General features: G+C 70.5%; 25 protein-coding genes. 20 read left to right on the plus strand and 5 right to left on the minus strand.

Annotation, left to right across the window (positions count from 1 at the left end):
- Window positions 1-53: 53 nt before the first annotated feature.
- Window positions 54-977: an ABC transporter ATP-binding protein gene (locus G3I77_RS05605; protein WP_248501473.1), complete on the minus strand. Its 924-nt coding sequence runs from the start codon at window positions 975-977 to the stop codon at window positions 54-56.
- Window positions 978-1,008: 31 nt separating this feature from the next.
- Entirely contained in the window at window positions 1,009-1,821 is an 813-nt protein-coding gene (locus G3I77_RS05610; protein ID WP_248501474.1) for an aminoglycoside N(3)-acetyltransferase, read from the minus strand.
- Window positions 1,822-1,982: 161 nt separating this feature from the next.
- Between G3I77_RS05610 and G3I77_RS05615 the strand changes: the two genes are divergently transcribed.
- The 8 genes from G3I77_RS05615 to G3I77_RS05650 are packed head-to-tail and all read left to right on the plus strand — an operon-like array spanning window position 1,983 to window position 8,537.
- Window positions 1,983-2,705: an ArsR family transcriptional regulator gene (locus tag G3I77_RS05615; protein WP_248501475.1), complete on the plus strand. Its 723-nt coding sequence runs from the start codon at window positions 1,983-1,985 to the stop codon at window positions 2,703-2,705.
- Window positions 2,702-4,123, plus strand: coding sequence for a Fe-S cluster assembly protein SufB (gene sufB, locus G3I77_RS05620; protein ID WP_062926168.1), 1,422 nt, complete (start codon window positions 2,702-2,704; stop codon window positions 4,121-4,123). The genes G3I77_RS05615 and sufB overlap by 4 nt, the downstream gene beginning before the upstream one ends.
- A 54-nt stretch (window positions 4,124-4,177) precedes the next feature.
- Window positions 4,178-5,362 (plus strand): Fe-S cluster assembly protein SufD, encoded by a 1,185-nt coding sequence (gene sufD / locus G3I77_RS05625; RefSeq protein ID WP_248501476.1) that lies wholly within the window; start codon window positions 4,178-4,180, stop codon window positions 5,360-5,362.
- Entirely contained in the window at window positions 5,359-5,676 is a 318-nt protein-coding gene (locus G3I77_RS05630) for a non-heme iron oxygenase ferredoxin subunit (RefSeq protein WP_184844961.1), read from the plus strand. The genes sufD and G3I77_RS05630 overlap by 4 nt, the downstream gene beginning before the upstream one ends.
- A gap of 7 nt (window positions 5,677-5,683) precedes the next feature.
- Window positions 5,684-6,469 carry a Fe-S cluster assembly ATPase SufC gene (gene sufC / locus G3I77_RS05635; protein ID WP_248501477.1) on the plus strand — a complete coding sequence of 262 codons (786 nt, stop codon included), beginning with the start codon at window positions 5,684-5,686 and terminating at the stop codon, window positions 6,467-6,469.
- Window positions 6,466-7,722: a cysteine desulfurase gene (locus tag G3I77_RS05640; protein ID WP_248501478.1), complete on the plus strand. Its 1,257-nt coding sequence runs from the start codon at window positions 6,466-6,468 to the stop codon at window positions 7,720-7,722. The genes sufC and G3I77_RS05640 overlap by 4 nt, the downstream gene beginning before the upstream one ends.
- Window positions 7,723-7,737: 15 nt before the next feature.
- A complete protein-coding gene (sufU, locus tag G3I77_RS05645) occupies window positions 7,738-8,208 on the plus strand; it encodes a Fe-S cluster assembly sulfur transfer protein SufU (RefSeq protein ID WP_030852662.1) in 471 nt (156 codons plus the stop codon).
- Entirely contained in the window at window positions 8,205-8,537 is a 333-nt protein-coding gene (locus G3I77_RS05650; protein WP_102911749.1) for a metal-sulfur cluster assembly factor, read from the plus strand. The genes sufU and G3I77_RS05650 overlap by 4 nt, the downstream gene beginning before the upstream one ends.
- A gap of 56 nt (window positions 8,538-8,593) precedes the next feature.
- Here G3I77_RS05650 and G3I77_RS05655 read toward each other — a convergent pair whose 3' ends face one another.
- The gene (locus G3I77_RS05655) at window positions 8,594-9,445 is read right to left on the minus strand and encodes an AbfB domain-containing protein (protein ID WP_248501479.1); all 852 of its coding nucleotides are present in this window, start codon (window positions 9,443-9,445) and stop codon (window positions 8,594-8,596) included.
- A gap of 181 nt (window positions 9,446-9,626) precedes the next feature.
- On the opposite strand from G3I77_RS05655, the gene G3I77_RS05660 reads away from it, so the two are divergent.
- The 6 genes from G3I77_RS05660 to G3I77_RS05685 all read left to right on the plus strand — a co-directional run bounded on the left by G3I77_RS05660 (window position 9,627) and on the right by G3I77_RS05685 (window position 13,869).
- Entirely contained in the window at window positions 9,627-9,947 is a 321-nt protein-coding gene (locus G3I77_RS05660; RefSeq protein WP_248501480.1) for a multidrug efflux SMR transporter, read from the plus strand.
- Entirely contained in the window at window positions 9,947-10,495 is a 549-nt protein-coding gene (locus tag G3I77_RS05665; protein WP_248501481.1) for a TetR/AcrR family transcriptional regulator, read from the plus strand. Before G3I77_RS05660 ends, G3I77_RS05665 begins: the two co-directional genes overlap by 1 nt.
- A gap of 121 nt (window positions 10,496-10,616) precedes the next feature.
- A complete protein-coding gene (gene dapD, locus G3I77_RS05670) occupies window positions 10,617-11,606 on the plus strand; it encodes a 2,3,4,5-tetrahydropyridine-2,6-dicarboxylate N-succinyltransferase (protein WP_248501482.1) in 990 nt (329 codons plus the stop codon).
- Window positions 11,607-11,711: 105 nt separating this feature from the next.
- A complete protein-coding gene (locus G3I77_RS05675) occupies window positions 11,712-11,942 on the plus strand; it encodes a hypothetical protein (RefSeq protein WP_248501483.1) in 231 nt (76 codons plus the stop codon).
- Between the two features lie 161 nt (window positions 11,943-12,103).
- Window positions 12,104-12,661 carry a SigE family RNA polymerase sigma factor gene (locus G3I77_RS05680; RefSeq protein ID WP_248501484.1) on the plus strand — a complete coding sequence of 186 codons (558 nt, stop codon included), beginning with the start codon at window positions 12,104-12,106 and terminating at the stop codon, window positions 12,659-12,661.
- Window positions 12,658-13,869 (plus strand): WD40 repeat domain-containing protein, encoded by a 1,212-nt coding sequence (locus tag G3I77_RS05685; protein ID WP_248501485.1) that lies wholly within the window; start codon window positions 12,658-12,660, stop codon window positions 13,867-13,869. Before G3I77_RS05680 ends, G3I77_RS05685 begins: the two co-directional genes overlap by 4 nt.
- Here G3I77_RS05685 and dapA read toward each other — a convergent pair whose 3' ends face one another.
- Window positions 13,870-14,766 carry a 4-hydroxy-tetrahydrodipicolinate synthase gene (gene dapA, locus G3I77_RS05690; RefSeq protein ID WP_248501486.1) on the minus strand — a complete coding sequence of 299 codons (897 nt, stop codon included), beginning with the start codon at window positions 14,764-14,766 and terminating at the stop codon, window positions 13,870-13,872.
- Between the two features lie 207 nt (window positions 14,767-14,973).
- Here dapA and G3I77_RS05695 point away from each other — a divergent pair, with 207 nt between their 5' ends.
- The 3 genes from G3I77_RS05695 (at window position 14,974) to G3I77_RS05705 (ending at window position 16,825) form a co-directional block, all read left to right on the plus strand.
- Complete coding sequence (locus G3I77_RS05695) at window positions 14,974-15,393, plus strand: phage holin family protein (protein ID WP_248501487.1); 420 nt, start codon at window positions 14,974-14,976, stop codon at window positions 15,391-15,393.
- The gene (locus G3I77_RS05700) at window positions 15,390-15,755 is read left to right on the plus strand and encodes a DUF3618 domain-containing protein (protein ID WP_248501488.1); all 366 of its coding nucleotides are present in this window, start codon (window positions 15,390-15,392) and stop codon (window positions 15,753-15,755) included. Before G3I77_RS05695 ends, G3I77_RS05700 begins: the two co-directional genes overlap by 4 nt.
- 383 nt (window positions 15,756-16,138) lie before the next feature.
- Window positions 16,139-16,825 carry an antibiotic biosynthesis monooxygenase gene (locus tag G3I77_RS05705; RefSeq protein WP_248501489.1) on the plus strand — a complete coding sequence of 229 codons (687 nt, stop codon included), beginning with the start codon at window positions 16,139-16,141 and terminating at the stop codon, window positions 16,823-16,825.
- Window positions 16,826-16,875: 50 nt separating this feature from the next.
- On the opposite strand, the gene G3I77_RS05710 is transcribed toward G3I77_RS05705, so the two are convergent.
- Window positions 16,876-18,705 carry an endonuclease/exonuclease/phosphatase family protein gene (locus G3I77_RS05710; RefSeq protein WP_248501490.1) on the minus strand — a complete coding sequence of 610 codons (1,830 nt, stop codon included), beginning with the start codon at window positions 18,703-18,705 and terminating at the stop codon, window positions 16,876-16,878.
- A gap of 311 nt (window positions 18,706-19,016) precedes the next feature.
- Here G3I77_RS05710 and G3I77_RS05715 point away from each other — a divergent pair, with 311 nt between their 5' ends.
- From G3I77_RS05715 to G3I77_RS05725, 3 genes are all read left to right on the plus strand, one after another.
- On the plus strand, window positions 19,017-20,435 hold the full coding sequence (locus G3I77_RS05715; RefSeq protein WP_248501491.1) for a hypothetical protein: 1,419 nt from the start codon (window positions 19,017-19,019) through the stop codon (window positions 20,433-20,435).
- Window positions 20,436-20,588: 153 nt separating this feature from the next.
- Window positions 20,589-22,034, plus strand: coding sequence for an alkaline phosphatase PhoX (locus G3I77_RS05720; RefSeq protein WP_248501492.1), 1,446 nt, complete (start codon window positions 20,589-20,591; stop codon window positions 22,032-22,034).
- Between the two features lie 349 nt (window positions 22,035-22,383).
- Window positions 22,384-23,967: a TROVE domain-containing protein gene (locus G3I77_RS05725; protein WP_248501493.1), complete on the plus strand. Its 1,584-nt coding sequence runs from the start codon at window positions 22,384-22,386 to the stop codon at window positions 23,965-23,967.
- Window positions 23,968-23,985 lie beyond the last annotated feature (18 nt).

Genomic DNA, 23,985 nt, shown 5'->3' on the forward strand with positions numbered 1-23,985 from the left:
CTTTCCCGGGGGCCAACCCCCGGACCCCTGGCCGACCTCGGTGTGAGCCGGAATCATGAGCGCAACTCCTTGCCGGTCAGCTCCAGGAACACGTCTTCGAGGGTGTGCCGCTCCACCGAGATCCTCTCCGGCATCACGCCGTGCTGGGCGCACCAGGAGGTGACCGTCGCGAGCAGCTGCGGGTCGACCTTGCCGACGACCCGGTAGGAACCCGGCGTCAGCTCGGCGGCCGAGCAGTCTGCGGGCAGGGCCTTCAGCAGCGATCCCACGTCGAGGCCGGGCCGGCCCGTGAAGCGGAGCGTGTTCTCGGCGCCGCCCCGGCACAGTTCCTCCGGGGAGCCCTGGGTGATGACCCGGCCCGCGTCGATGATCGCCACGTCGTCGGCGAGCTGCTCGGCCTCGTCCATGTAGTGGGTGGTGAGGATCACGGAGACGCCGTCCGCGCGCAGGTCCCGGACGAGGTCCCAGGTGGCCCGGCGGGCCTGCGGGTCGAGCCCGGCGGTCGGCTCGTCGAGGAAGACCAGCTCCGGTCGCCCGACCACGGCCATGGCCAGCGCGAGCCGCTGCTGCTGCCCGCCGGACAGCCGCCGGTACGTGGTCCGGCCGCAGGAGCCGAGCCCGAGCCGCTCGATCAGCGCGTCCACGTCCAGCGGATGCGCGTGCAGCTTGGCCACGTGGCGGAGCATCTCGTCGGCCCGGGAGCCCGAGTAGACGCCGCCGGACTGGAGCATCACGCCGATGCGGGGCCGCAGGTCCCCGGACTGTCTCACCGGGTCGAGGCCCAGGACGCGCACCGTGCCGGAGTCCGGCTTGCGGTACCCCTCGCAGGTCTCGACCGTGGTGGTCTTGCCCGCCCCGTTGGGGCCGAGCACGGCGGTCACACCCGCCCGGGCCACCAGGTCGAGCCCGTCCACCGCGGTCTTCGGGCCGTACCGCTTCACCAGGGCCTGGACCTGGACCACGGGCTCACTTCGCATGGGTCCAGAGTCTAGGTAGGCGCGCCGGACATCAGACCGGCGGGTGCAGAAACTCCTCATCACGGGGCCGGTGGACCGCCAGCCACTGTTCGGCGTAGGCCACCGCGTCCGCCACCGGGAACAGCCGGGCCTCGGCCGCGGCCACCTTTCCGCGGACGACGGGACGGTCCCGTTCGAAGTCGTAGCCCAGCTCGTCGAAACGGTCCGAGCTGATCGACACCTCGGTCACGGTCTCCCAGCCCTCCGGACCCGGGCGGCCCACGGCGACGCGCGGGGACGGGATGCGGTACTCGGCGAGGTGGAAGCTCGTGCAGGAGGCGTAGCCGGCCCCGAGCAGCAGCACCCTTGCGTCCATCGCCTCCAGTTTCGCCAGCGGGCTGCGCTCACCGAGCCGGCAGTCGGGCGCGTGCCCGTCGAGCACCTTCGCCGCCTGCGGGCCGAGTGCCGCGAACGAGGTCTGCGGGTGCGCGCTGCGCAGTGCGCCGGGCCAGGTGCGCACGGTCTCCGGGAGGACGCCGACCCCGCGGGCGGGGGTGATCCGCGGGTCGTAGGCGGGCATGGTGGCGCGGATGGCCGCCCACCATTGCGGGGGTACCGGCGGATTGCTCCACAGGGCCGGGTCGGACAGGTCGCCGGTCTGGGTGGGCACCACGAGCGTGCCCTCCGGGCCGAGCGCGTCGAGCAGTCCTTGCACCACCGCCACGGCGCCGCCGTTGACCCAGCCGAGGGAGCTGAGCGAGGAGTGCACCAGGAGGGTCTCACCAGGGCGTACGCCGAACTCGCCGAGCTGCTTCCGGAGCGTCTCGCGGGTGACAAGAGGGCCGGTCGGAGGGGGTGCGGGCATGGTTGTGGAGTGTCCCCCATGCGGCTGCCGCATGCCACCGGTTTGATCGATCAGAGATCGTTTCCGCAGGTCAGATTAGGTTTACCTAAGTGACGCAGGGCACCGTGGTGTGCGGCACACGCGGCTTGCCGGGTCCGGAAGAATTACGCAACAATGGCGTTGTGAAAAACGTCGGCGAGGCACCTCACGAGGAGCTGGCGACCGGGGAGCGGTCCACCCGCAACCGGGTCGCGCGGTCCATCCTGGACCACGGCCCCTCGACCGTCGCCGAGCTCGCCGAGCGGCTGGGCCTCACCCAGGCGGCCGTGCGCCGGCACCTCGACGCCCTCACGGGCGACGGTGTCGTGGAGGCGCGCGAGCAGCGGGTGTACGGCGCGCGGACCCGCGGCCGCCCGGCCAAGGTGTTCGCCCTGACAGACTGCGGCCGGGACGCCTTCGACCAGTCGTACGACACGCTCGCGGCGGACGCTCTGCGCTGGATCGCCGACCGCGAGGGCGGCAACGAGGCGATCGCCGCCTTCGCCCGCGCCAGGATCGCCGCGCAGGCGGGCGCCTACCGCCGGGCGGTCGAGGCCGCCGCGCCCGAGAAACGGACCGAAGCGCTGGCCAAGGCCTTGAGTGCCGACGGGTACGCTGCTACGGCGCGCAATGCGCCCCACCCGCAGAAGGGTGAGCAGCTCTGTCAGCACCACTGCCCGGTCGCCCACGTCGCCGAGCAGTTCCCGCAGCTGTGCGAGGCGGAGACGGAATTCTTCGCCGAGCTGCTCGGTACGCACGTACAGCGGCTCGCCACCATCGCGCACGGCGACGGCGTCTGCACGACGTTCATCCCCAAGATTTCCCATAACGCATCTGCAAGCACGGCCGGGAGGAACCCCGCATGACTCTCCCCACGGAGACTGCCCACCCCGAGCTCGAGGGCCTGGGCAAGTACGAGTACGGCTGGGCCGACTCCGACACGGCCGGCGCCTCTGCCAAGCGCGGCATCAACGAGGACGTCGTCCGGGACATCTCCTCCAAGAAGAACGAGCCGGAGTGGATGACCAAGCTCCGGCTCAAGGGCCTGCGCCTGTTCGAGAAGAAGCCCATGCCGAACTGGGGCTCGGACCTCTCGGGCATCGACTTCGACAACATCAAGTACTTCGTGCGCTCCACGGAGAAGCAGGCGGAGTCCTGGGAGGACCTGCCCGAGGACATCAAGAACACGTACGACAAGCTCGGCATCCCCGAGGCGGAGAAGCAGCGCCTCGTCGCCGGTGTCGCCGCCCAGTACGAGTCGGAGGTCGTCTACCACCAGATCCGTGAGGACCTGGAGGAGCAGGGCGTCATCTTCCTCGACACCGACACCGCGCTGAAGGAGCACCCGGAGCTCTTCAAGGAGTACTTCGGGACGGTCATCCCCGTCGGCGACAACAAGTTCGCGTCGCTGAACTCCGCCGTGTGGTCGGGCGGCTCCTTCATCTACGTGCCGCCGGGCGTCCACGTGGAGATCCCGCTCCAGGCCTACTTCCGTATCAACACGGAGAACATGGGCCAGTTCGAGCGGACCCTGATCATCGTCGACGAGGGTGCCTACGTGCACTACGTCGAGGGCTGCACCGCGCCGATCTACAAGTCGGACTCGCTGCACTCCGCGGTCGTCGAGATCATCGTCAAGAAGAACGCCCGCTGCCGCTACACGACCATCCAGAACTGGTCGAACAACGTCTACAACCTGGTCACCAAGCGCGCCGTCGCCTACGAGGGCGCGACCATGGAGTGGATCGACGGCAACATCGGCTCCAAGGTGACGATGAAGTACCCGGCCGTCTACCTGATGGGCGAGCACGCCAAGGGCGAGACCCTGTCCATCGCCTTCGCCGGCGAGGGCCAGCACCAGGACGCCGGCTCCAAGATGGTCCACATGGCGCCGAACACGTCCTCCAACATCGTCTCGAAGTCCGTGGCGCGTGGTGGCGGCCGTACGTCCTACCGCGGCCTCGTCGAGATCGGCGAGGGCGCCCACGGCTCCAAGTCGAACGTGCTCTGCGACGCGCTGCTCGTCGACACCATCTCCCGCTCGGACACCTACCCCTACGTGGACGTCCGCGAGGACGACGTGTCCATGGGCCACGAGGCGACCGTCTCCAAGGTCTCCGAGGACCAGCTCTTCTACCTGATGAGCCGCGGCCTGAGCGAGTTCGAGGCCATGGCGATGATCGTGCGCGGCTTCGTCGAGCCCATCGCCAAGGAGCTCCCCATGGAGTACGCGCTGGAGCTCAACCGGCTGATCGAGCTGCAGATGGAAGGCGCGGTCGGCTGACCCGCCCCCTCGACCGCAGACGTCCTACCCAGGAAAGAGAGCACTACGACAGCCATGGCTGAGGCCCAGAACATCCCCGTGGGATCCACCACCGCGGGCTCGATCGCGGTCGCCGCGGAGTCGACCGTCGCCACGCGCATGAGCGCGCCCCCCTCCTTCGACGTGGCGGACTTCCCCGTCCCGCACGGCCGTGAGGAGGAGTGGCGGTTCACCCCGCTGGAGCGCCTGCGCGGCCTGCACGACGGCACCGCCGTCGCCACCGGCAACGGCGTGAAGGTCGAGGTCCAGGCCCCCGAGGGCGTCACCGTCGAGGCCGTCGGCCGCGACGACGCGCGGCTCGGCAAGGCCGGCACCCCGGCGGACCGCGTCGCCGCCCAGGCCTACTCGGTATTCGAGAAGGCCTCGGTCGTGACCGTCCCCAAGGAGACCGTCCTCACCGAGCCCATCCGCATCGCGGTGCACGGCGAGGGCGGCACCGCCTTCGGCCACCAGGTGATCGAACTGGGTGCCTTCGCCGAGGCCGTCGTGGTCATCGACCACACCGGTGACGCGGTGCTCGCCGCCAACGTCGACTACCTCCTGGGCGACGGCGCCAAGCTCACCGTCGTCTCCGTCCAGGACTGGGACGAGAAGGCCGTCCACGTCGCCCAGCACAACGCGCTCGTCGGCCGCGACGCCTCCTTCAAGTCGGTCGTCGTCACCTTCGGCGGCGACCTCGTCCGGCTGCACCCGCGCGTGCAGTACGCCGGCCCCGGCGGCGAGGCCGAGCTGTTCGGCCTGTACTTCACCGACCAGGGCCAGCACCAGGAGCACCGCCTCCTGGTCGACCACAACGTCCCGCACTGCAAGTCGAACGTCGTCTACAAGGGCGCGCTCCAGGGCGACGACGCGCACGCGGTCTGGATCGGCGACGTGCTCATCGAGGCCACGGCCGAGGGCACGGACACGTACGAGATGAACCGCAACCTGGTCCTCACGGACGGGGCCCGCGTGGACTCCGTACCGAACCTCGAGATCGAGACCGGCGAGATCGTCGGCGCCGGCCACGCCTCGGCGACCGGCCGCTTCGACGACGAGCAGCTCTTCTACCTCATGGCCCGCGGCATCCCGGAGCACGAGGCCCGCCGTCTGGTGGTCCGCGGCTTCTTCGCCGAGCTGGTCCAGCAGATCGGCCTCCCCGACATCGAGGAGCGCCTGATCGCCAGGATCGAGGAGGAGCTGGAGGCGGCGGTCGCATGACCTTCGTACGCGTCTGTGGACTGGGCGAGCTGGAGGAGGACACCCCGAAACGGGTGGAACTCGACGGCACTCCCGTGTCCATCGTGCAGACCGAGGGCGAGGTGTTCGCGATCCACGACATCTGCTCGCACGCGAACGTCTCCCTGTCGGAGGGCGAGGTCGACGACTGCCACATCGAGTGCTGGCTGCACGGCTCGCGTTTCGACCTCCGCTCCGGCAAGCCCGACGCCCTTCCGGCGACACGCCCCGTCCCCGTATACCCCGTACAGATCGATGGGGACGACGTGCTCGTCTCCCTCACCCAGGAGTCCTGAGGCACCCATGGCAACGCTTGAAATCCGAGACCTGCACGTCACCGTCGAGGTCGAGAACGGTACGAAGGAAATCCTCAAGGGTGTCGACCTCACCGTGAAGCAGGGCGAGACGCACGCCATCATGGGCCCCAACGGCTCCGGCAAGTCGACTCTCGCCTACTCCCTCGCGGGTCACCCGAAGTACACGATCACCGGCGGCACCGTCACCCTCGACGGCGAGGACGTCCTGGAGATGTCCGTCGACGAGCGCGCCCGCGCCGGCCTGTTCCTCGCCATGCAGTACCCGGTCGAGGTCCCGGGCGTCTCGGTGTCGAACTTCCTGCGCACCTCCGCCACGGCCGTCCGCGGCGAGGCCCCCAAGCTGCGCACCTGGGTGAAGGAGGTCAAGGAGGCCATGGAGCGCCTCAACATCGACCCGTCCTTCGCCGAGCGCAACGTCAACGAGGGCTTCTCCGGCGGTGAGAAGAAGCGCCACGAGATCCTCCAGCTCGAGCTGCTCAAGCCGAAGGTCGCGGTGCTCGACGAGACCGACTCCGGTCTGGACGTCGACGCGCTGCGTGTCGTGTCGGAGGGCGTGAACCGGGTCCGCGAGACGGGCGAGGTCGGCACCCTGCTGATCACGCACTACACGCGCATCCTCCGCTACATCAAGCCCGACCACGTGCACGTCTTCTCCGGCGGCCGGATCGTCGAGTCCGGCGGCGCCGAGCTCGCCGACAAGCTGGAGAACGAGGGCTACGAGGCCTATGCGAAGCTCGACGGAGTCGACACGAAGGGTGGCGCATCCGCGTGACATTGCTGCCGGGCCTCCTCGACACCGAGGCGATCCGCAAGGACTTCCCCATCCTGGACCGCCAGGTCCACGACGGCCGGAAGCTCGTGTACCTGGACAACGCCGCGACCAGCCAGAAGCCGCGCCAGGTACTGGACGCCCTGAGCGAGTACTACGAGCGCTACAACGCCAACGTCCACCGCGGTGTGCATGTGCTCGCCGAGGAGGCCACGGCGCTGTACGAGGGCGCGCGCGACAAGGTCGCGGAGTTCATCAACGCGCCGTCGCGCGACGAGGTGATCTTCACCAAGAACGCCTCCGAGTCGCTCAACCTCGTGGCGAACATGCTGGGCTGGGCCGACGAGCCCTACCGCGTGGACTCCGAGACCGAGATCGTCATCACGGAGATGGAGCACCACTCCAACATCGTGCCGTGGCAGCTGCTCGCGCAGCGCACGGGCGCCAAGCTGAAGTGGTTCGGCCTCACCGACGACGGCCGCCTCGACCTGTCGAACATCGACGAGGTCATCACCGAGAAGACGAAGATCGTCTCCTTCGTGCTGGTCTCCAACATCCTCGGCACCCAGAACCCCGTCGAGGCGATCGTGCGCCGCGCCCAGGAGGTCGGTGCGCTGGTGTGCATCGACGCCTCCCAGGCCGCGCCGCACATGCCGCTGGACGTGCAGGCCCTGCAGGCCGACTTCGTGGCCTTCACCGGACACAAGATGTGCGGCCCGACCGGCATCGGCGTCCTCTGGGGCCGCCAGGAGCTGCTGGAGGACCTGCCTCCGTTCCTCGGCGGCGGCGAGATGATCGAGACGGTGTCGATGCACTCCTCGACCTACGCCCCGGCACCCCACAAGTTCGAGGCGGGCACGCCCCCGATCGCCCAGGCGGTCGGACTCGGCGCGGCGATCGACTACCTCGACGCGATCGGCATGGACAAGATCCTCGCTCATGAGCACGCGCTCACCGAGTACGCGGTGAAGCGGCTGCTGGAGGTTCCCGACCTGCGCATCATCGGCCCGACCACGGCCGAGGAGCGCGGCGCGGCGATCAGCTTCACCCTCGGGGACATCCACCCGCACGACGTGGGTCAGGTCCTCGACGAGCAGGGCATCGCGGTCCGGGTCGGCCACCACTGCGCGCGGCCGGTCTGCCTGCGGTACGGAATTCCTGCGACCACGCGAGCGTCGTTCTATCTGTACTCCACGCCAGCTGAGATCGACGCGCTGGTCGACGGCCTGGAGCACGTACGGAACTTCTTCGGCTGAGGGGCGTGCTGAACGGTGAAACTGGACTCCATGTACCAGGAAGTCATCCTGGACCACTACAAGAACCCGCACGGGCGGGGCTTGCGGGATGGCGACGCCGAGGTGCACCACGTCAACCCGACGTGCGGTGACGAGATCACCCTGCGGGTGAAGTACGACGGCACCACGATCGAGGACGTCTCGTACGAGGGCCAGGGCTGTTCGATCAGCCAGGCGAGCGCGTCCGTACTGAACGACCTCCTCGTCGGCAAGGACCTCTCCGACGCGCGGAAGATCCAGGAGACCTTCCTGGAGCTGATGCAGTCCAAGGGGAAGCTCGAACCCGACGATGCGATGGAGGAGATCCTGGAGGACGCGGTCGCGTTCGCCGGGGTGTCCAAGTACCCGGCCCGGGTGAAGTGCGCCCTGCTGAGCTGGATGGCCTGGAAGGACGCGACGGCCCAGGTACTGGGCGGAGCCGACGCCGAGAAGGAGACGACGGCATGAGCGAGACCGTTGAGATGAAGCCGGCCTCGGAGGAAGAGGTCCGTGAGGCGCTGTACGACGTGGTCGACCCCGAGCTGGGCATCGACGTCGTCAACCTCGGCCTGATCTACGGCATCCACATCGACGACGCGAACATCGCGACGCTCGACATGACCCTGACCTCGGCGGCCTGCCCGCTGACGGACGTCATCGAGGACCAGGCGAAGTCCGCCACCGACGGCCTCGTGAACGAGCTGCGCATCAACTGGGTCTGGATGCCCCCGTGGGGCCCCGACAAGATCACGGACGACGGGCGCGAGCAGCTGCGTGCTCTCGGGTTCAACGTCTGAGATCCACCGACTGACATGAGGGCGGCACCCTTTCCGGGTGCCGCCCTCACGCATGCTCAGCTCAGACCGGCCACGATCTGGAACGACGAGTCCGAGCGGTACTGGTGACTGTTCTCGTAGGGGTCCAGGCGGAGCTGGAGGTTGCGGTGGCGCAGGAAGCGGCCCGGGTAGTTGACCGACTCCAGCGTGAGCGTTCCCGACGGGCCCCAGAAACGGGGGCAGAACGTGGCGTCCTCCCGGAAGAGGGACGATCCGTCGTTCGTGTTCGCGACCAGGACGAAGCTGCGGTGGCGGAGGTAGCGGCCGTCCGCGGTGGTGAAGGAGTAGCAGGAGGAGTCGGCGAGACCGGTGACGCGCTTGAAGGTGGCGTCCTCGCGCTGCTCCGGCCCTGAGCCGATCTGGTCCAGGCGTACATAGCCGTCGCGCACCCGCCAGTGGCGGTCGGGGAAGTTGACCGAGCGTATGGATATGCCCTGCGAGGACGGGGGCTTCGGGTGCTTCGAAGGGGTGGGTGACGACTTCGGCGGCTTCGGGGCCTTCTTCTGGGGCTCCGGGCTCGGGGCGGCCTTGGGAGCGCTGCTGGTGGGGGTGGGGGACGGGTGGGTGCGGTCCGCGCCGGCCTTTTCGGTACCGCCGGCCTTTTCGGTACCGCCCTTGGAGGGGGTCGCGAAGGAGATCAGGCCGCCCGGGGCAGAACTGCTGAGGGTGGTCGGCTCCGCCGCCCGGGATTTCGGCTCGCCGGACTCGCTGTCCATCACGGTGATGGCCGTGACGCACGCGGTGACGGTGGCCAGGGCCAGCGCGCCCGCCAGCCAGAGCCGTCGCGTCCCCGGTGCCCGGGTGGTGTCCGGGGCCCAGCCGCTCTCCCAGGGGCGGTCCTGTGGCGTCCGGGACTTGTCTTCTGACATGCGCTGTTCCTCCAGCGGGGCACCCTTGACGGCGGCGCAGTTGTGGTGGCCCGGTGTGTGATCGGTGGACACCGTAGTGGACCCGCGGGGCGCCTGTGGCGCGTTTTGGGAGAGCGGTTTCTCTCCGATATCAAGTCCCGCGTTGTGTACGGTCGTACAGATGTTGTGTACGCTCGTACACATGGGCTATCTCCTGTTGGCCGGCGCCATAGCCGCCGAAGTGGGCGCTACCACCGCCATGAAGTACAGCGACGGCTTCAGCAGGCTCGGGCCGTCGCTGCTCACGGTCCTCGGATACGTCGTCTCGTTCGCGCTGCTCGCGCAGACCCTGAAGACCGTCTCGGTCGGTACGGCCTACGCGATCTGGGCCGGGGTCGGCACCGCCGCCATCGCCACGATCGGGATCGCGTTCATGGGCGAGGGGATGACCGTCGCCAAGGCCGGCGGGATCGCGCTGATCATCGCCGGGGTCGTGGTGCTGAACCTGGGCGGAGCCCACTGATGGCCCGGCGCTACGACCCCGAGCGGCGGCAGCGGATCATCGACGCGGCGATCCGGGTCGTCGGGTCGAAGGGGATCGCCGGGCTGAGCCACCGCAGTGCCGCGGCCGAGGCCGATGTGCCGCTCGGTTCCACGACGTACCACTTCAAGACCCTCGACGAGCTGCTCGTCGCCGCGCTGCGGCAGGCCAACGAGGGGTTCGCCAAGGTGGCCGCCGCGCGCGCCGGCCTGACGGATCCGCAGACCGACCTCGCGGCCGAAATCGCCGGGTGGATCGGAGAGTGGCTCGCGGGCGACCGCACCGGCGTCGAGCTGGAGTACGAGCTGTATCTGGCCGCCCTGCGCCGCCCCGCCCTGCGCCCCGTCGCCGCCGAGTGCACCGAGGAAGTCGCCGAGATGCTGTCCCGGCGTACGGATCCGGTCACCGCGCAGGCGCTCGTGGCGCTCATCGACGGCATCTGTCTTCAGGTGCTGCTGACGGGGGTGCCGTACGACGAGGAGTATGCGCGGCAGGTGCTGGGGCGGGTCGTCGCGGGGGCCCGCGGGTGACGTCGGCGGGGCGGGTGTCCGTGCTGCTGAGGGGCACCTTCGAGGGGTGGATACCGCCCGTCCCGTGAGATGCCCCCGCACCGGTTCGCATCGACCGCCGTCCGCCGGTTAGGTTGCCCTCATGACCGACACGACTGCTCCTCGCACGACCGGCGCCGTGGCCGCCGGCCTCGCCACGATCGCCGCCGACGGCACCGTTCTCGACACCTGGTTCCCCGCGCCCGAGCTGGCCGACCAGCCCGGCCCGTCCGGCACCGAGCGGCTGTCCGCCGAGCGTGCCGCGGAGCTGCTCGGCGGTGGCGCGACCGCGGCGATCGGCCCGGACGCCCGCCGGGGCGTCGAGGTGGTCGCGGTCCGCACGGTCATCGCCTCGCTCGACGAGAAGCCGATCGACGCGCACGACGCGTACCTGCGCCTGCACCTGCTCTCCCACCGCCTGGTCAAGCCGCACGGCCAGAGCCTGGACGGCATCTTCGGCTTCCTCGCCAACGTCGCCTGGACCTCGCTCGGTCCGGTCGCCGTCGACGACCTGGAGAAGGTGCGGCTCAACGCCCGCGCCGAGGGCCTGCACCTCCAGGTCACCTCCGTCGACAAGTTCCCGCGCATGACGGACTACGTGGCCCCCAAGGGCGTCCGGATCGCCGACGCCGACCGGGTCCGCCTCGGCGCGCACCTCGCCGAGGGCACCACGGTCATGCACGAGGGCTTCGTCAACTTCAACGCCGGCACGCTCGGCACGTCGATGGTCGAGGGCCGCATCTCCGCCGGTGTCGTGATCGGCGACGGCTCGGACATCGGCGGCGGTGCCTCCACGATGGGCACGCTCTCCGGCGGCGGCAACGTCATCATCTCCATCGGCGAACGCTGCCTGATCGGCGCCGAGGCGGGCGTCGGCATCGCGCTGGGCGACGAGTGCGTCGTCGAGGCCGGCCTCTACGTCACCGCCGGCACCCGCGTCACCATGCCCGACGGCCAGATCATCAAGGCCCGCGAGCTGTCCGGCGCCTCCAACATCCTCTTCCGCCGCAACTCGGTCACCGGCACGGTCGAGGCCCGGCCGAACAACGCGGTGTGGGGCGGGCTGAACGAGATCCTGCACAGCCACAACTGACGATCCCGTACGGATGACCCGGCGTGACCTCGCGGTGGTTTTGGCAGATGAACCGGTGGACGCAGTGTCCGATCAGACGCCGAACCGATGAAAGAGGACCGGGGCATGAGGAACGAGCGGAGGCGGGCCGTGGTGTGCCGGCTGGCCGGGGTGGTCGTGGCGCTGGCGGTGTGCTGGCTGCCGGCGGGGGTCGCGCACGCCGACGAGACCAACACCGGCTCGCACAACGGCCACCGGGTCGGTCTGATCAACGTCAACGTCGGTCAGATCGACGACCCGGCGGAGGACGTGCTGGAGCACACGCTGCTGTTCGGTGACGGGTACGCCTGGAACTGAACGGGCGGAGCAGACGGGACGGCCCGTGCCGCAGGTGACTGCGGCGCGGGCCGTCCCCTCTTTTGTTCCTGGCCGGTGGCATAGCGGGACGCCCCCGCACGCGTCACAGGAAGTACGGGGAGCGGGCACAGGGTTCGCCCCGGGGGAGAGCGAAGGTGACGATGGATGCCGAAGCGCAGGAGAGTTTCCGGGAGTTCGTGGCGAACCGGTCGTCCGCGCTGCTGAAGACCGCCGTCCTGCTGAGCGGCGGCGACCGGCACGCGGGCGAGGACCTGCTCCAGAACGCGCTGATCAAGGCGGCGGGCCGCTGGCACCGCATCGACGAACCCGAGGCGTACGTCCGCCAGGTGCTCTACCGGCAGCAGGTCAGCCGCTGGCGGCTGAAGTGGCCGAGGCGTGAACTGAGCGTCGCCGAACTGCCGGAGACCGGCACCGACCCGGACGCCTCCGGGGCCGCCGAGCTGCGCCTGCTGATGCGCGGCGCACTGGCCCGGCTGACCGCGCGGCAGCGCACCGTGCTCGTGCTGCGCTACTTCGAGGACCTGCCCGAGGGCGAGGTGGCCCGCATCCTGGGCTGCTCCGTCGGCACCGTACGGTCCGCCACCCATCGTTCCCTCGCCCGGCTGCGCGCCCTCGCGCCCGAGCTGGCCGCCCTCGGCCCGGCCGACGCCGAGCAGCGGCCCTCCCGTGACTACTCGCCCGTGGAGGTGCGTCAGTGAACGTCGACGAACTCGTGCGTGACGCACTGCGCGACCAGGCCGACGGGCAGCCGCCCGCGGCTCCCGGCTTCGCCGACCGGGTGTTGGCCGTGCGCCGTCGCCGCCGCAGCCGGCGGCTCGCGACCGCTGCCGCCGCGGCCGTCGCTGTGGTGGCCGTCGCCGTGGCCGTGCCCGTCCTGGACTCCGGCAAGCAGGACGTACGCCCCTTGGGCGGGGGCGAGCAGACCGGCATCACCGCCCACCCGGACCAGTCGCCGCCGCGCGACATGATCGCGGCCGGGCGGGTCGCGCTGGCCGCCTACTTCACCAGGGCGATCGTCGAGCAGTCCGCCGACCGTGCCGTTTCGGAGCGGACGTACTGGTTGCTGAACCCGAGGACGAAGAAGTACGCGAAGGACGACCGGTGGTCGTACGTCGCGGTCGCCCCCGGGATGACGACCGCCGCCGTGCTGGAGCGGGACCTGCCCGTGCCGCGCATCGGACTGCTCGATCTGGCGAGCGGACAGGTCAAGCGGTGGATCCCGGTCGACCGGCCGGTGGCGGGCGTGGAGTTCTCCACCGACGGCAGGAAGCTCGTCGCGACGACGTACAGCGAGAACCCCGACCGCCGGGTGAAGATCGACGGGTCGGAGGGCTGGGAGGCCCCGTTCATGCAGTCGGACCGGACCGGGTTCCATGTCATCGACGTGGCTTCCGGGAGCAGTTCCTGGGCCGGGGTGGAGATCGGCGGGGGTGCGCACAACCCCGAGGCGTTCATCAACTCCCGTCAGGACTTCGCGTTCACCCGCGACGGCCGTCTCGTCTGGTCGGGGATGCCCACCGAACCCGGCGAGAAGTGGTACGACTTCACCGGCAAGGAAGTCCTCGCGTCGGAGCTGGAGCGGTACCGGGACTGGTCCGTCGACGCGGGGGTGTCGCCGGACGGGCAGCTCGTCGCCGGTCCGTTCGCCGGGCGGAAGTGGAAGACGTCGTCCTTCGTCCTCGACGCCCGCACCGGGAAGCAGCGCGAGGTGCGCGGGCAGCAACTGCTCGCCTGGGCGGACGGGGACTCGCTCGTCGCCTGGGACATCGGGGCGGACGGGAACGAGTACCACCAGCGGCTGGTGCTGGTGACCATCGGCGGCGAGAAGACCACCCCGCTCAGCGACTTCCGGTCGCCCAAGGACAACACCAAGGGGCGGTGGGAGCCGGTGTTCGCGGAACGGTGATCACGTGCTGATCAGGTCTTCGTGGAGCGAGAGCAGCTCGTCGGTCGTCCTGCGGCCGGCGGGCTGAAGGGGCCTGCGGACCGGGCCTGCCGGCAGGGCCAGTTCGTTGAGGAGCGCCTTCGCCGTGACGGTGCCCGGCAGGCCCGCCGACATGATCGCCTCGATGAGGGGCGTCGCCTGTTGCTGGAGGCGGGCCGCCCGGGCCGTCTCGCCCGCGTCGAACGCGTCCAGGACGGCCCGCAGGTGGCCCGGGATCACGTTCGCGACCGTGCTGACGTATCCCGCGCCGCCCACGGCGTACAGCGCGAGGTTGTGTTCGTCGCAGCCCGCGTAGTACGCCAGGGCCGTGCGGGCCAGGACCTTCTGGGCGCCCAGGAAGTCGCAGGAGCAGTCCTTGACCGCGACGATCCTGGGGTGGCCGGCGAGGCGGAGGATCGTCTCCGGTTCGATGCGGGTTCCGGTGCGGGCCGGGATGTCGTAGAGCATGAGCGGGAGTTCGGAGGCGTCCGCGATCTCTCGGAAGTGCGCCTCGATCGCGTCCTGCGGGGGTCTGCTGTAGTACGGCGACACCACCAACAGGCCGTCCGCGCCCGCCTTTTCGGCCTCCCGGGCCAGTTCGACGGTGTGCCGGGTGTCGGGGGTGCCGATACCGGTGACGACCTTCGCGCGGTCGCCCACCGCTTCCCGGACGGCAGCGACGAGGGCCGACTTCTCGGCGTCCGTGGTGGTGGGGGACTCGCCCGTCGTGCCGGAGAGGACCAGGCCGTCGCAGCCGTTCGCCACCAGGTGGGAGGCGAGGTGCTGGGCGCCGTCGAGGTCCAGGGTTCCGGACGGGGTGAAGGGGGTGATCATGGCGCAGAGGGTGCGGCCGAAGGGCGGTGTGGGCGGCGTGGTCATGGGGGTAGTGTCGGGCCGTTGACTTTGTAGCTCCACTTAATTCTGCTACTCGATATTCGTAAGATCTGCTTCAGGGTGGTGAGGGGTGCTCCGGCGGGTGCCCCGTCCGGGACGCGGGCTCGGCAGAGCTGGAGGGCGAGTCGCAGGGTAGCCGCGGGGCCGCCCGGGTACCCGGGGGTTCCTGACTTCGAGAGGAGGCGGAACACCGTGACCGGGACCATGGAACATCGGGCCGTGCACGACGAGCGCCACTCCGTGGGCGAGCTCGTCGCACAGGCCGCGGAGCAGCTCTCCACGCTCATGCGGCAGGAAGTGGCTCTCGCCAAGGAGGAGCTGGCCGAGAAGGGCCGGCGTGCGGGGCGTGGTGGCGGGCTGCTCGGGGCGGCGGGCGCCGTCGCGTACGCCGGGCTGCTCGCGCTGGCCGGTACGGGTGTCGCCGCGCTCTCGCTGGTGCTGCCCGTGTGGGCCGCGGCGCTGATCGTCACCGGGGTGCTGTTCGTGATCGCGGCCGTGCTGGCGGCGACCGGGCGTGGGCAGCTGAGGCAGGCCGCGCCGCCTACGCCCGAGAAGGCTCTCGGCAGTGTCAGGGCGGACGTGGAGGAGATCAAGGAGAGGGCGCATCGATGACGGACGCGACGGGTGGGGCGAAGGGGCCCGATGAGCTGCGGCGGCAGATCGAGCGGACCCGCGGTGAACTCGGCAACACGGTGGAGGAGTTGGCGGGGAAGGCGGATGTGAAGGGGCGTGCGCGGGCGCGGGCGGCTGATCTGCGGGACAAGGCCGGGGCCATGACGGTGCAGTTGCGGAGCAGCGCCGCGCAGGCGGGGCACACCGTGCAGGACAGGGCGACGCATACGGGGCCTCGTCCGGTGCGGACCGCTGTCCAGGCCGGGATGCGGCATCCGAAGCCGGTGCTGGTGGCCGGGGCGGCGGGGGCCGTGGTGGCTGTCGGAGTGTTGCGGTGGAGGCATGCGCACGGGCATCGCTGAGCGGGGCGCGGGTGCCTCCGGCGCTGGTCCGTGGCTGCTTCGGTGGGGGTGCGCGTCGTCTGCGTCTGGCGCCTGGCGCCAGGCGCCGGGTGGTGGGTCGGGGCCGGGTCGGGGGGTGTCCGTCCTCGGAACGGCGGGAGGGGGTCGTACGCCGACTGACTGGTCGTTGACGCGCCAACCTCTGTGGGAGGACACCCCCCGCCCCGGCCCCTTCTCGCCGTACGCGGGTGCGGGCGTTTCGTGGCTTGCGCCCGCGGCGGGATGCCGCTCCGCCGGGTAGTGGACCTACCGCGGCAGCGCCGTGTCGCATCCGCTTGACCTCAAGTTTGGTTGAGGTTGAAAGGTGGGGTGTGTTCGCGACCGGCGCTACGACTGGAGTGTTCATGAGCCGTCGAACCGAGCAGCACCCCGACCTCACCGACCCCCGCATCGGTGCCCCCTTCTTCAGTACATGGCGGGTGGGCACCCCCGAGCGGCAGGGGCAGACCGTGGAGGCGATCGGGCGTACCTGGGAGCGGCGGCCCTGGCCCGCCAGGGATCTGCTGGGGTATCACGTGTACGCGGGGCACGACGGATCCACCCTGATGCACTACTCGCAGTGGACCGGCGAGCAGGCCTACGAGTCCTTCGTCAAAGCTCACCGGCAGGAACGCGTCGACGAGATCGACACCGCCGTGCCGGGGATCGAGCGGGTCGGGCTCGGGCGGTACCGGCGGTACCGGAGCCGGGAGCGCGCTGCCGGGGATGCCCGGGTACCGGGCCTGATCGTCACGGTGCGGGTCGACTTCGAGGCCGGGGCGCAGGAGCGCCGGGAGGAGTGGGTCGATCTCGTGCTGAAGGCCCTGGACGACGGCCCCGGGGAACACGCGGGGCTGCTCTCCGCTCACTTCCATCTCAGTACGGATGGCGGGCACGTACTGAACTACGCGGAGTGGGGCAGCGCCGAGGACTATGACCGGGAGCTGGCCGCCCCGTCGACCGAGGTGTGGCAGCGGGTGCGGACGTATCCGGGGGTGAAGGGGAGCACCGGCAGCCGGTACGAGCACGCTCTGGGGCTGGTGCCGGACTGACCGGTGTGCGTGGGCCGGCCGGGCGGAAGGCCCGGCCGGCCCACGGGATGTCACGGGCGGAAACGCAGGACCTGCGGGTCGTGGTCGCTGATCTGGTCGTTGAACTCCGCGTTGACGTGCACGCTGTCGTACTCGAAGTCGCAGTCGCGGCGGATCGACGGGCTGATCAGGATCTGGTCGAGGACCTGGCTGTTGCCCTGGTAGACGTAGGAGTACCGCTCGCTCCTGGGCAGCGACTTGATCGCCGACCACAGTTCGCCGCGGCCCTCGAGGAGCTTCGTGGTCCGCGAGAACTCGAAGTCGTTGATGTCGCCGAGGGTGACGACGTCCGCGTTCTTCTGGGTGTCGAGGATGTCCTTGACGAAGGCGTTCACCACGGTGGCCTGCTGGTGGCGCTGTGTCTCGGAGCTGCGGGACGGCGGCTGGTACTGGGAGGTCAGTCCCTGGTCGCCGCCCTTGGAGCCGAAGTGGTTGGCGATCACGAAGACCGAGCGGCCGCGGAAGACGAACTCGCCGGCCAGCGGCTTGCGGCTGTTCTTCCAGGCCTCGTCGGCGGGGGCGATACGGCCGGGGCTGAGCGTCAGATGCGCCTTGCCGCGGATCTTCGTCACGCCGGTGGCCGTCGTGGCGTCGCCGCCCGCGCGGTCCGCGAAGGAGACCCGCTCCGGGTTGAACAGGAACGCCTGGCGGATGTTGCCGCCCGGCTGGCCGCCGTCGGCGCCGTCGGCCGGGTCGATCGAGCGCCAGTCGTACGTGGGGCCGCCCGCCGCGGCGATCGCGTCGATCAGCTTGGTCAGGGTCTGGTCGGCGGCGACCGTGCCGTCGTTCTGCGCGCCGTTGTTGTCCTGGATCTCCTCCAGGGACACGATGTCCGGCGACTTGAGGTTGTTCACGATCGCGGAGGCGTGGGCGGCGAACGTGTCGTCGGTCGGGTCGAGATTCTCGACGTTGTAGGTGGCGACCGAGAGTTCGGAGGAGCGCTGCTTGCGGGTCGTCTCGCGCTCCAGGCCCGCACTCTTCAGCGTGCCCAGCTCGCTCGCGACCAGGGTGTAGCCACCGAACTGGTTGTAGTCCAGGGGGCCCGCGGTGGTGCCGGTGAGGGTGTCGCCCACGTTCGCCTTCGGGAAGTCCGCCGTCGCGCCGAGGGACTGGATCTGGAGGCGGCCCGTGTTCTGGGCGTCGTAGGAGCCGTAGACCGTGCCGCCGCGGCGGTTGCGGTTCTCGTGCGGCTTCACCGTCACCCAGAGCTCGGTGTACGGGTCGGTGGCGCCGACGACGCGGGTGTCGGTGACCCGGACGGACATGCCCTCCAGCGCCTCGTAGTAGTCCAGGGCGTACTTCGAGGGCTTGAGGGGGAGCGCGTTGATCGAGCCGTTCGCGGCGGTGTCGCCGGCCGGTGCGTAGGCGGCGGGGACCGAGCGCGAGGTGATCGCCGTGGCGGCGGGGAGCGCGTGGCCGCTGGAGACGACCGTGGTCGTCGGCTTGGTGATCTCGGTGATCGACTGGTTGCCGGAGGTCGTGCCGCCGGGGACGTACTCCGAGATCGTGCCGCTGACCGTGACGGAGTCACCGACGGCGACACCCTTCGGGGTGGAGCTGGTGAAGACGAAGACGCCCTCGCTGGTCGCCGGGTCGGCGTCCGGGCTCGGGTCCTGGATCCAGAAGCCGCGGGACGAGCCGTAGGTCCGGATGCCGGTGACGATTCCGGCCACGTCCGTCACCTGCTTGCCGGCGTACGGGGACATCCGGGTGCTGCCCTGGATGTCGTGGATGCGGACCGACTCCGCGTGCGCGGGAGTGGTGAGGACGATCGTGGATGCCGCGGAGCACGCGGCGGCGACGGTGAGCGCGGCGAGGCGCGCGGACGACTTGCTCGGCAACGGGATTCCCTCCGGGGACGTGACAGGGCGCCGGGACGAGGGCGGAGACATGTGGAATGGCTGACTGCCGCTACCTGTGGGGCGGATGCGGTGACGCGCGTAGACGCGGTGGACGGGTGGACCTGGTGGGGCCGGCCCGGTGAACAAGTGTCCGCCGACTTCTACGCGCGTCAATCTCCAGCCTGGTCACGCCACTTGTCAAGGTTTCGGCCATGTACGGCGGCTGACGGGGAGGTGAAGTGGGCGGCATGGGGGGAAATCCGTCTAGGCTGAGCGGCTGAGTAACCTGAGGCGCGCTAGGAGAACAGCCGATGTCAGACAGCTCCCCCCTGCCGCCGGTGCGGCTGCACACCGAAGCGGAGCTGGCGCGCGACGCGCTGTCCACGCCGTTGCTGGCCCGGGCCGCCCGGCTCGCCCGCTGGGCCGGGCCGGACACCCGGGTCGACGCCGGGGGCGGGCTCGTCGACGAGCAGGTGCCCGCGGCCGCCGAGGCGCTCGGGCTGAGCGGGGAGGACGCCGCCGCCGACGCCAGTGAGGCGTGGCGGGTCGCCGTGGACGCCGGGCTCGTGGAGGTCGTCGACGAGGAAGAGGGCACCGTGACGGCCGGTGCGGACGTGGCCCTGCTCACCGGCGGCTCACCGCAGGACGTGCTCGCCGTGTGGCTCGCCGCCCTGGAGACGGTGCTCGCCGACGCGAGCGTGCCCGACCTGGACGGACTCGTCGACGAGGACGGCGAGGTCGACCTCTCCGCCCTGGACTGGGACCCCGAGGGCGAGGCCGAGTTCCTCGACGGCGTGCTCGGCAACCTCTACCTGCTGACCGCCGGCGAGGACACGCCCGGCGGCGCCCCGGTACCGCTGCCGGCGCTGGCCGCCTCGGTCATCGTGCCCAGCGACATGGGCGAGCCCACCAACGACGTCCTGGAGCAGGTCTCCGACGCGATGATGCGGCTGGACGACCAGTTCCGGATGCTGGAGCCGGTGGGATTCGTCGAGTACCAGCCGGTGGACGAGGCGCTCATGGCCGACGTCGACGAGGAGCCCGCGGCGCCCGTCGACGACACCGACGTCTCCCGGTACGGCATGGTCCGGCTCACCCCGCTCGGGCTGTACGGCATGCGGACGCGGCTGATGGAGGCCGGATTCGAGGCACCGGCCGTCGGGGACCTCGCGGACAAGGGGGCCGACGCGCTGCTCGACGGCACGGCGGGGTTCCCGCCCGGCGCGGCGCAGGCGGAGACCGAGCAGTGGCTTCAGCGCCGGGAATCGCTCGCCGCGGCGCGGGAGTTGCTGGCGGCGGCCCGGGGATCCGATGCCGGGGCGCCGTTGCGGCGGCTGCGGTGTCAGCAGGCCTTGTCGCTCGTCGGTGCCTCCGCCGAGCCCGCCCTGCGGGAGGTGCTCGACGACGCCGAGCTCGGCGGGCTCGCACGGGTGTGGCTGACCGAGCACGGTGCGGTGGACGTGCCCGCGCCTTCCGAGTCGATGGTGTACTGGCTGACCATCGACACGGTGGCCGCGCAGCTGGCCGCGGAGGGGAACTCCGAGGAGCTGCGGGCGCTGGTGCAGGGACTCGCGCAGCAGCACGGCGGGTTCTTCGCGGCGGTGTGGCGGGTCGATCATCCGGCCACGGCTGATGTGCTGGAGGCGATGGGGCGGTTGCATCCCGACAAGAAGGTCGCCAAGGAAGCGCGGAAGGCTGCCTTCAAGGCGCGGTCGCAACAGGGGGGTTGATCCTGTTCTGCGGGTACGGCGCCGCCTTGGCTTGTCGCGCAGTTCCCCGCGCCCCTGGGGTGTTGTTCAACCGGCGTTCATGGATGAGCGGGACGGTTTCGCCGAACGAGGTCCGCCACCCTCCACGGCATTCTCACCGTCACAGGAGACACCATGTCGCTCACCCGTAGGGACTTCGCCAGGAACTCCGCCGTCACCGGGGCCGGGGTCGCGCTGGCGGGGAGTGTCGGCGCCCTCGCCAGCGCTCCGAACGCCCTCGCGTCCTACGACACCGACAGCGCGGGGGACGAGGCGACGGACGCACGGCACGGAGTCGGGTACGGGCCGCTCGTCGCGGACCCGAAGGGCATCCTCGCCCTGCCCGCCGGCTTCACGTACCGGATCCTCACCTACAGCGGCAGGACCAGGCTGGAGTCCGGTGAGTTCACGCCGTCCAACCACGACGGCACCGCCACCTTCGACGGCCCCCGCGGCACCGTCCTGCTCGTCAACAACCACGAGCTGAAGGGCCCGCGCACCAACTGGAAGCACCCGGTACCGCTCACCGAGGGCCTCGTCTACGACCCGGCCGCGGCAGGCGGCTGCACGGTCGTCGAGGTACGCCCCGACGGGCGCGTCGCCGAGTGGGTCGGCATCGCCGGCACCTCCACCAACTGCGCCGGCGGCAGCACCCCGTGGGGCACCTGGCTCACCTGCGAGGAGAACTCCGACAGGGCCGGCGTCAACGGCATGACCAAGGACCACGGCTACGTCTTCGAGGTCGACCCCAGCGACCGGCGCGCCAACCGCGCCCCCAAGCCGCTGAAGTTCTTCGGCCGCTACGACCACGAGGCCGTCGTCATCGACCCCAAACGCGGCCACGCCTACCTCACCGAGGACGACGACGAGCCCAACGGCCTCTTCTACCGTTGGGTCCCGCCCAGGGGCTTCGAGTACGGCCCCGGCACGTTCCGCAAGCTCGCCGACGACGCCGGTGCCCTCCAGGCACCCAAGTGCTTCGACTCCGGCGGCACGTTCGTCGACGACCTGTCCCGCACCACGAAGATCGGTACGGTCTACGGCGTCGACTGGGTGGACGTCCCCGACCGCGACGCCCGCACCACCCCCGTGCGCAAGCAGTTCGGCGACGGAGAGGTCACCCGCGCCCGCAAGCTGGAGGGCATGTGGTGGGGCGACGGCGGCACCTACATCGTCTCCTCGTACGCCCGCGAGGAGAGCCCCGGCCGGCACGACGGTCAGGTCTGGTTCTACGACCCCAAGCGCCGGACGCTGACGCTCAAGATCCTGCTCGGAGTGAACCCCGACCCGTCCGAGGACGGAGCGTTCGACGGCCCCGACAACATCACCGTCTCCCCGTACGGCGGCATCGTCCTGGCCGAGGACGGCGAGGGCGTCTCGCACCTCTTCGGTGCCACCGACAGCGGACGCACGTACCCGATCGCCCGCAACGACCTGAACATCGGCACCGAAGAGGAGCCGGAGTACAGCGAGTTCGCCGGTGTCACCTTCTCACCCGACGGCAAGACCCTTTACGCCAACATCCAGGACCCGGGCATCCTGCTCGCCATCACCGGTCCCTGGAAGCGCCAGAAGCGGTAAACAATTCGCTCGCAGTGCCTGCGCTGCGCCTCCTACAGTGAGATCACAACGTCACGCACCTCCCGGTGCGATGGCAGCGGCTACTTCTCTTTCAAAGAATCCGACGCCGCCGCCGACTTGATCTCGGGAGGCGCAGCATGTGGTGGGTGCCCGGTGCGCAGGCAACGGTTACTTCCTGGGATCAGAGGGTTGCGGGTTCGAGTCCCGTCAGCGACTTCGGGTCGCTGTAGCTCAAGGTGTAGAGCATCTGAATTAGTCCGTCGCCGACTTCTGTTCTCGGGCATCCACCTCTCTTCTCGCATGCAGCGTCCTCCCCTCGAAAACACGAATGAATTCGGGGGAATTCACCATGGCGCGTTTCAATTCCAAGGCAGCCCGCGCGCGTCCCGTCTCGCGCGTGACGTCCACGGGACGGGTGCTGCGCACCTACGAGGGCGGCCGCGGCCGCGAGCGGGACGCCCGCTCCGAGCTCTTCCTGCTCGCCGTCTCCCACTTCGTCTCCCAGCAGACCTTCTACGAGACCGGCGGCGACCGCGACGGCCGCTTCGCGAAGCTCGTGCGCGAGCTCGCCGTCACCGACCCGGAGTGGACGGCCGGCCTGCTCGGCTGGCTGCGCGGCGCGGGCAACCTGCGCACGGCCTCCGTCGTCGGCGCCGCCGAGTACGTCAAGGCTCGCCTGGAGGCCGGCGCGACCGGCGGCCCGTCCAACCGGCAGGTCGTCGCCTCCGTCCTCCAGCGGCCCGACGAGCCCGGCGAACTGCTCGCGTACTGGACCGCCATGTACGGCCGCTCTGTGCCGAAGCCGGTCAAGCGCGGTGTCGCCGACGCCGTGCGCAGGCTCTACCACGGCAAGGCGCTGCTGAAGTACGACACCGCCTCCAAGGGCTACCGCTTCGGCGACATCCTCAACCTCGTGCACGCGGCGCCCGACCCGGACAAGCCCTGGCAGGGCGAGCTGTTCCGGTACGCCCTCGACCGCCGGCACCACCCCGACACCGCGGTGCCGCCCCCGTCGGACCACGTCCTCACCGCGCACCGCGCGCTGATGGCGCTGCCCGTCGGGGAGCGGCGTGCGGTCGTGACCGCCGAGGGCGGTGCCGAGCGGCTGGCCGAGGCCGGGATGACGTGGGAGGCGCTGGCGGGCTGGCTGCAGGGGCCGATGGACAAGGCGGCCTGGGAGGCCGTGATCCCCTCCATGGGCACCATGGCGCTCATACGCAACCTGCGGAACTTCGACGAGGCCGGTGTCTCCGACGAGGTGGCCGAGCGGGTCGCCGCGCGGATCGGCGACCCGGCGGAGGTCGCCCGCTCGCGGCAATTCCCCTTCCGGTACCTCGCCGCCTACCAGCACGCGCCGTCGCTGCGCTGGTCGTACGCGCTGGAGCGGGCACTCGGCCACTCGCTGGCCAACGTGCCGGCGCTGCCCGGCCGGACGCTGGTGCTCGTGGACCGCTCGGGTTCGATGTTCTGGTCGCGGCTGTCCGACCGCTCGGAGCTCACCCGCGCCGACGCGGCGGCGATCTTCGGTACGGCGCTGGCGCTGCGGGCGGAGCGCGCGGACCTGGTCGAGTTCGGCTCGACGAGCGACCGCGTGAAGTTCCGCCGGGGCGAGTCGGTGCTGAAGATCCTCGGCCGCTTCGGCGGCCTGGGCGGCACCGACACCACGGAGGCGGTGCGCCGGCACTACAAGAAGCACGACCGGGTACTGATCGTCACCGACGAGCAGTACACGCACCACCACCGGGGCGACCCGACCGAGCAGATCCCGGCCGACGTGCCGGTCTACACCTGGAACCTCGCCGGATACCGGGCGGGCCACGGCCCGTCGGGCCAGGGCAACCGGCACACGTTCGGGGGGCTCTCGGACGCGGCTTTCCGGATGGTTCCGCTGATCGAGGCCTCCCGGGACGCCGACTGGCCCTGGGCGGCCTGACAGGCCGTGGCCCGCACC

Source organism: Streptomyces sp. D2-8 (assembly GCF_023184515.1).
Taxonomy (GTDB): domain Bacteria; phylum Actinomycetota; class Actinomycetes; order Streptomycetales; family Streptomycetaceae; genus Streptomyces.

Excerpts from the sequence above, each read along its gene's own strand:
- dapA (WP_248501486.1), bottom strand. The coding sequence starts at position 14,766 with ATGACCACGCCGCCCACACCGCCCTTCGGCCGCACCCTCTGCGCCATG.
- G3I77_RS05725 (WP_248501493.1), top strand. The coding sequence starts at position 22,384 with ATGGCGCGTTTCAATTCCAAGGCAGCCCGCGCGCGTCCCGTCTCGCGC.
- sufC (WP_248501477.1), top strand. The coding sequence starts at position 5,684 with ATGGCAACGCTTGAAATCCGAGACCTGCACGTCACCGTCGAGGTCGAG.
- sufB (WP_062926168.1), top strand. The coding sequence starts at position 2,702 with ATGACTCTCCCCACGGAGACTGCCCACCCCGAGCTCGAGGGCCTGGGC.
- G3I77_RS05680 (WP_248501484.1), top strand. The coding sequence starts at position 12,104 with ATGGATGCCGAAGCGCAGGAGAGTTTCCGGGAGTTCGTGGCGAACCGG.
- sufD (WP_248501476.1), top strand. The coding sequence starts at position 4,178 with ATGGCTGAGGCCCAGAACATCCCCGTGGGATCCACCACCGCGGGCTCG.
- G3I77_RS05610 (WP_248501474.1), bottom strand. The coding sequence starts at position 1,821 with ATGCCCGCACCCCCTCCGACCGGCCCTCTTGTCACCCGCGAGACGCTC.
- G3I77_RS05660 (WP_248501480.1), top strand. The coding sequence starts at position 9,627 with ATGGGCTATCTCCTGTTGGCCGGCGCCATAGCCGCCGAAGTGGGCGCT.
- G3I77_RS05700 (WP_248501488.1), top strand. The coding sequence starts at position 15,390 with ATGACGGACGCGACGGGTGGGGCGAAGGGGCCCGATGAGCTGCGGCGG.
- G3I77_RS05705 (WP_248501489.1), top strand. The coding sequence starts at position 16,139 with ATGAGCCGTCGAACCGAGCAGCACCCCGACCTCACCGACCCCCGCATC.
- dapD (WP_248501482.1), top strand. The coding sequence starts at position 10,617 with ATGACCGACACGACTGCTCCTCGCACGACCGGCGCCGTGGCCGCCGGC.
- G3I77_RS05605 (WP_248501473.1), bottom strand. The coding sequence starts at position 977 with ATGCGAAGTGAGCCCGTGGTCCAGGTCCAGGCCCTGGTGAAGCGGTAC.
- G3I77_RS05630 (WP_184844961.1), top strand. The coding sequence starts at position 5,359 with ATGACCTTCGTACGCGTCTGTGGACTGGGCGAGCTGGAGGAGGACACC.
- G3I77_RS05665 (WP_248501481.1), top strand. The coding sequence starts at position 9,947 with ATGGCCCGGCGCTACGACCCCGAGCGGCGGCAGCGGATCATCGACGCG.
- G3I77_RS05675 (WP_248501483.1), top strand. The coding sequence starts at position 11,712 with ATGAGGAACGAGCGGAGGCGGGCCGTGGTGTGCCGGCTGGCCGGGGTG.
- G3I77_RS05720 (WP_248501492.1), top strand. The coding sequence starts at position 20,589 with ATGTCGCTCACCCGTAGGGACTTCGCCAGGAACTCCGCCGTCACCGGG.
- G3I77_RS05715 (WP_248501491.1), top strand. The coding sequence starts at position 19,017 with ATGTCAGACAGCTCCCCCCTGCCGCCGGTGCGGCTGCACACCGAAGCG.
- G3I77_RS05655 (WP_248501479.1), bottom strand. The coding sequence starts at position 9,445 with ATGTCAGAAGACAAGTCCCGGACGCCACAGGACCGCCCCTGGGAGAGC.
- G3I77_RS05650 (WP_102911749.1), top strand. The coding sequence starts at position 8,205 with ATGAGCGAGACCGTTGAGATGAAGCCGGCCTCGGAGGAAGAGGTCCGT.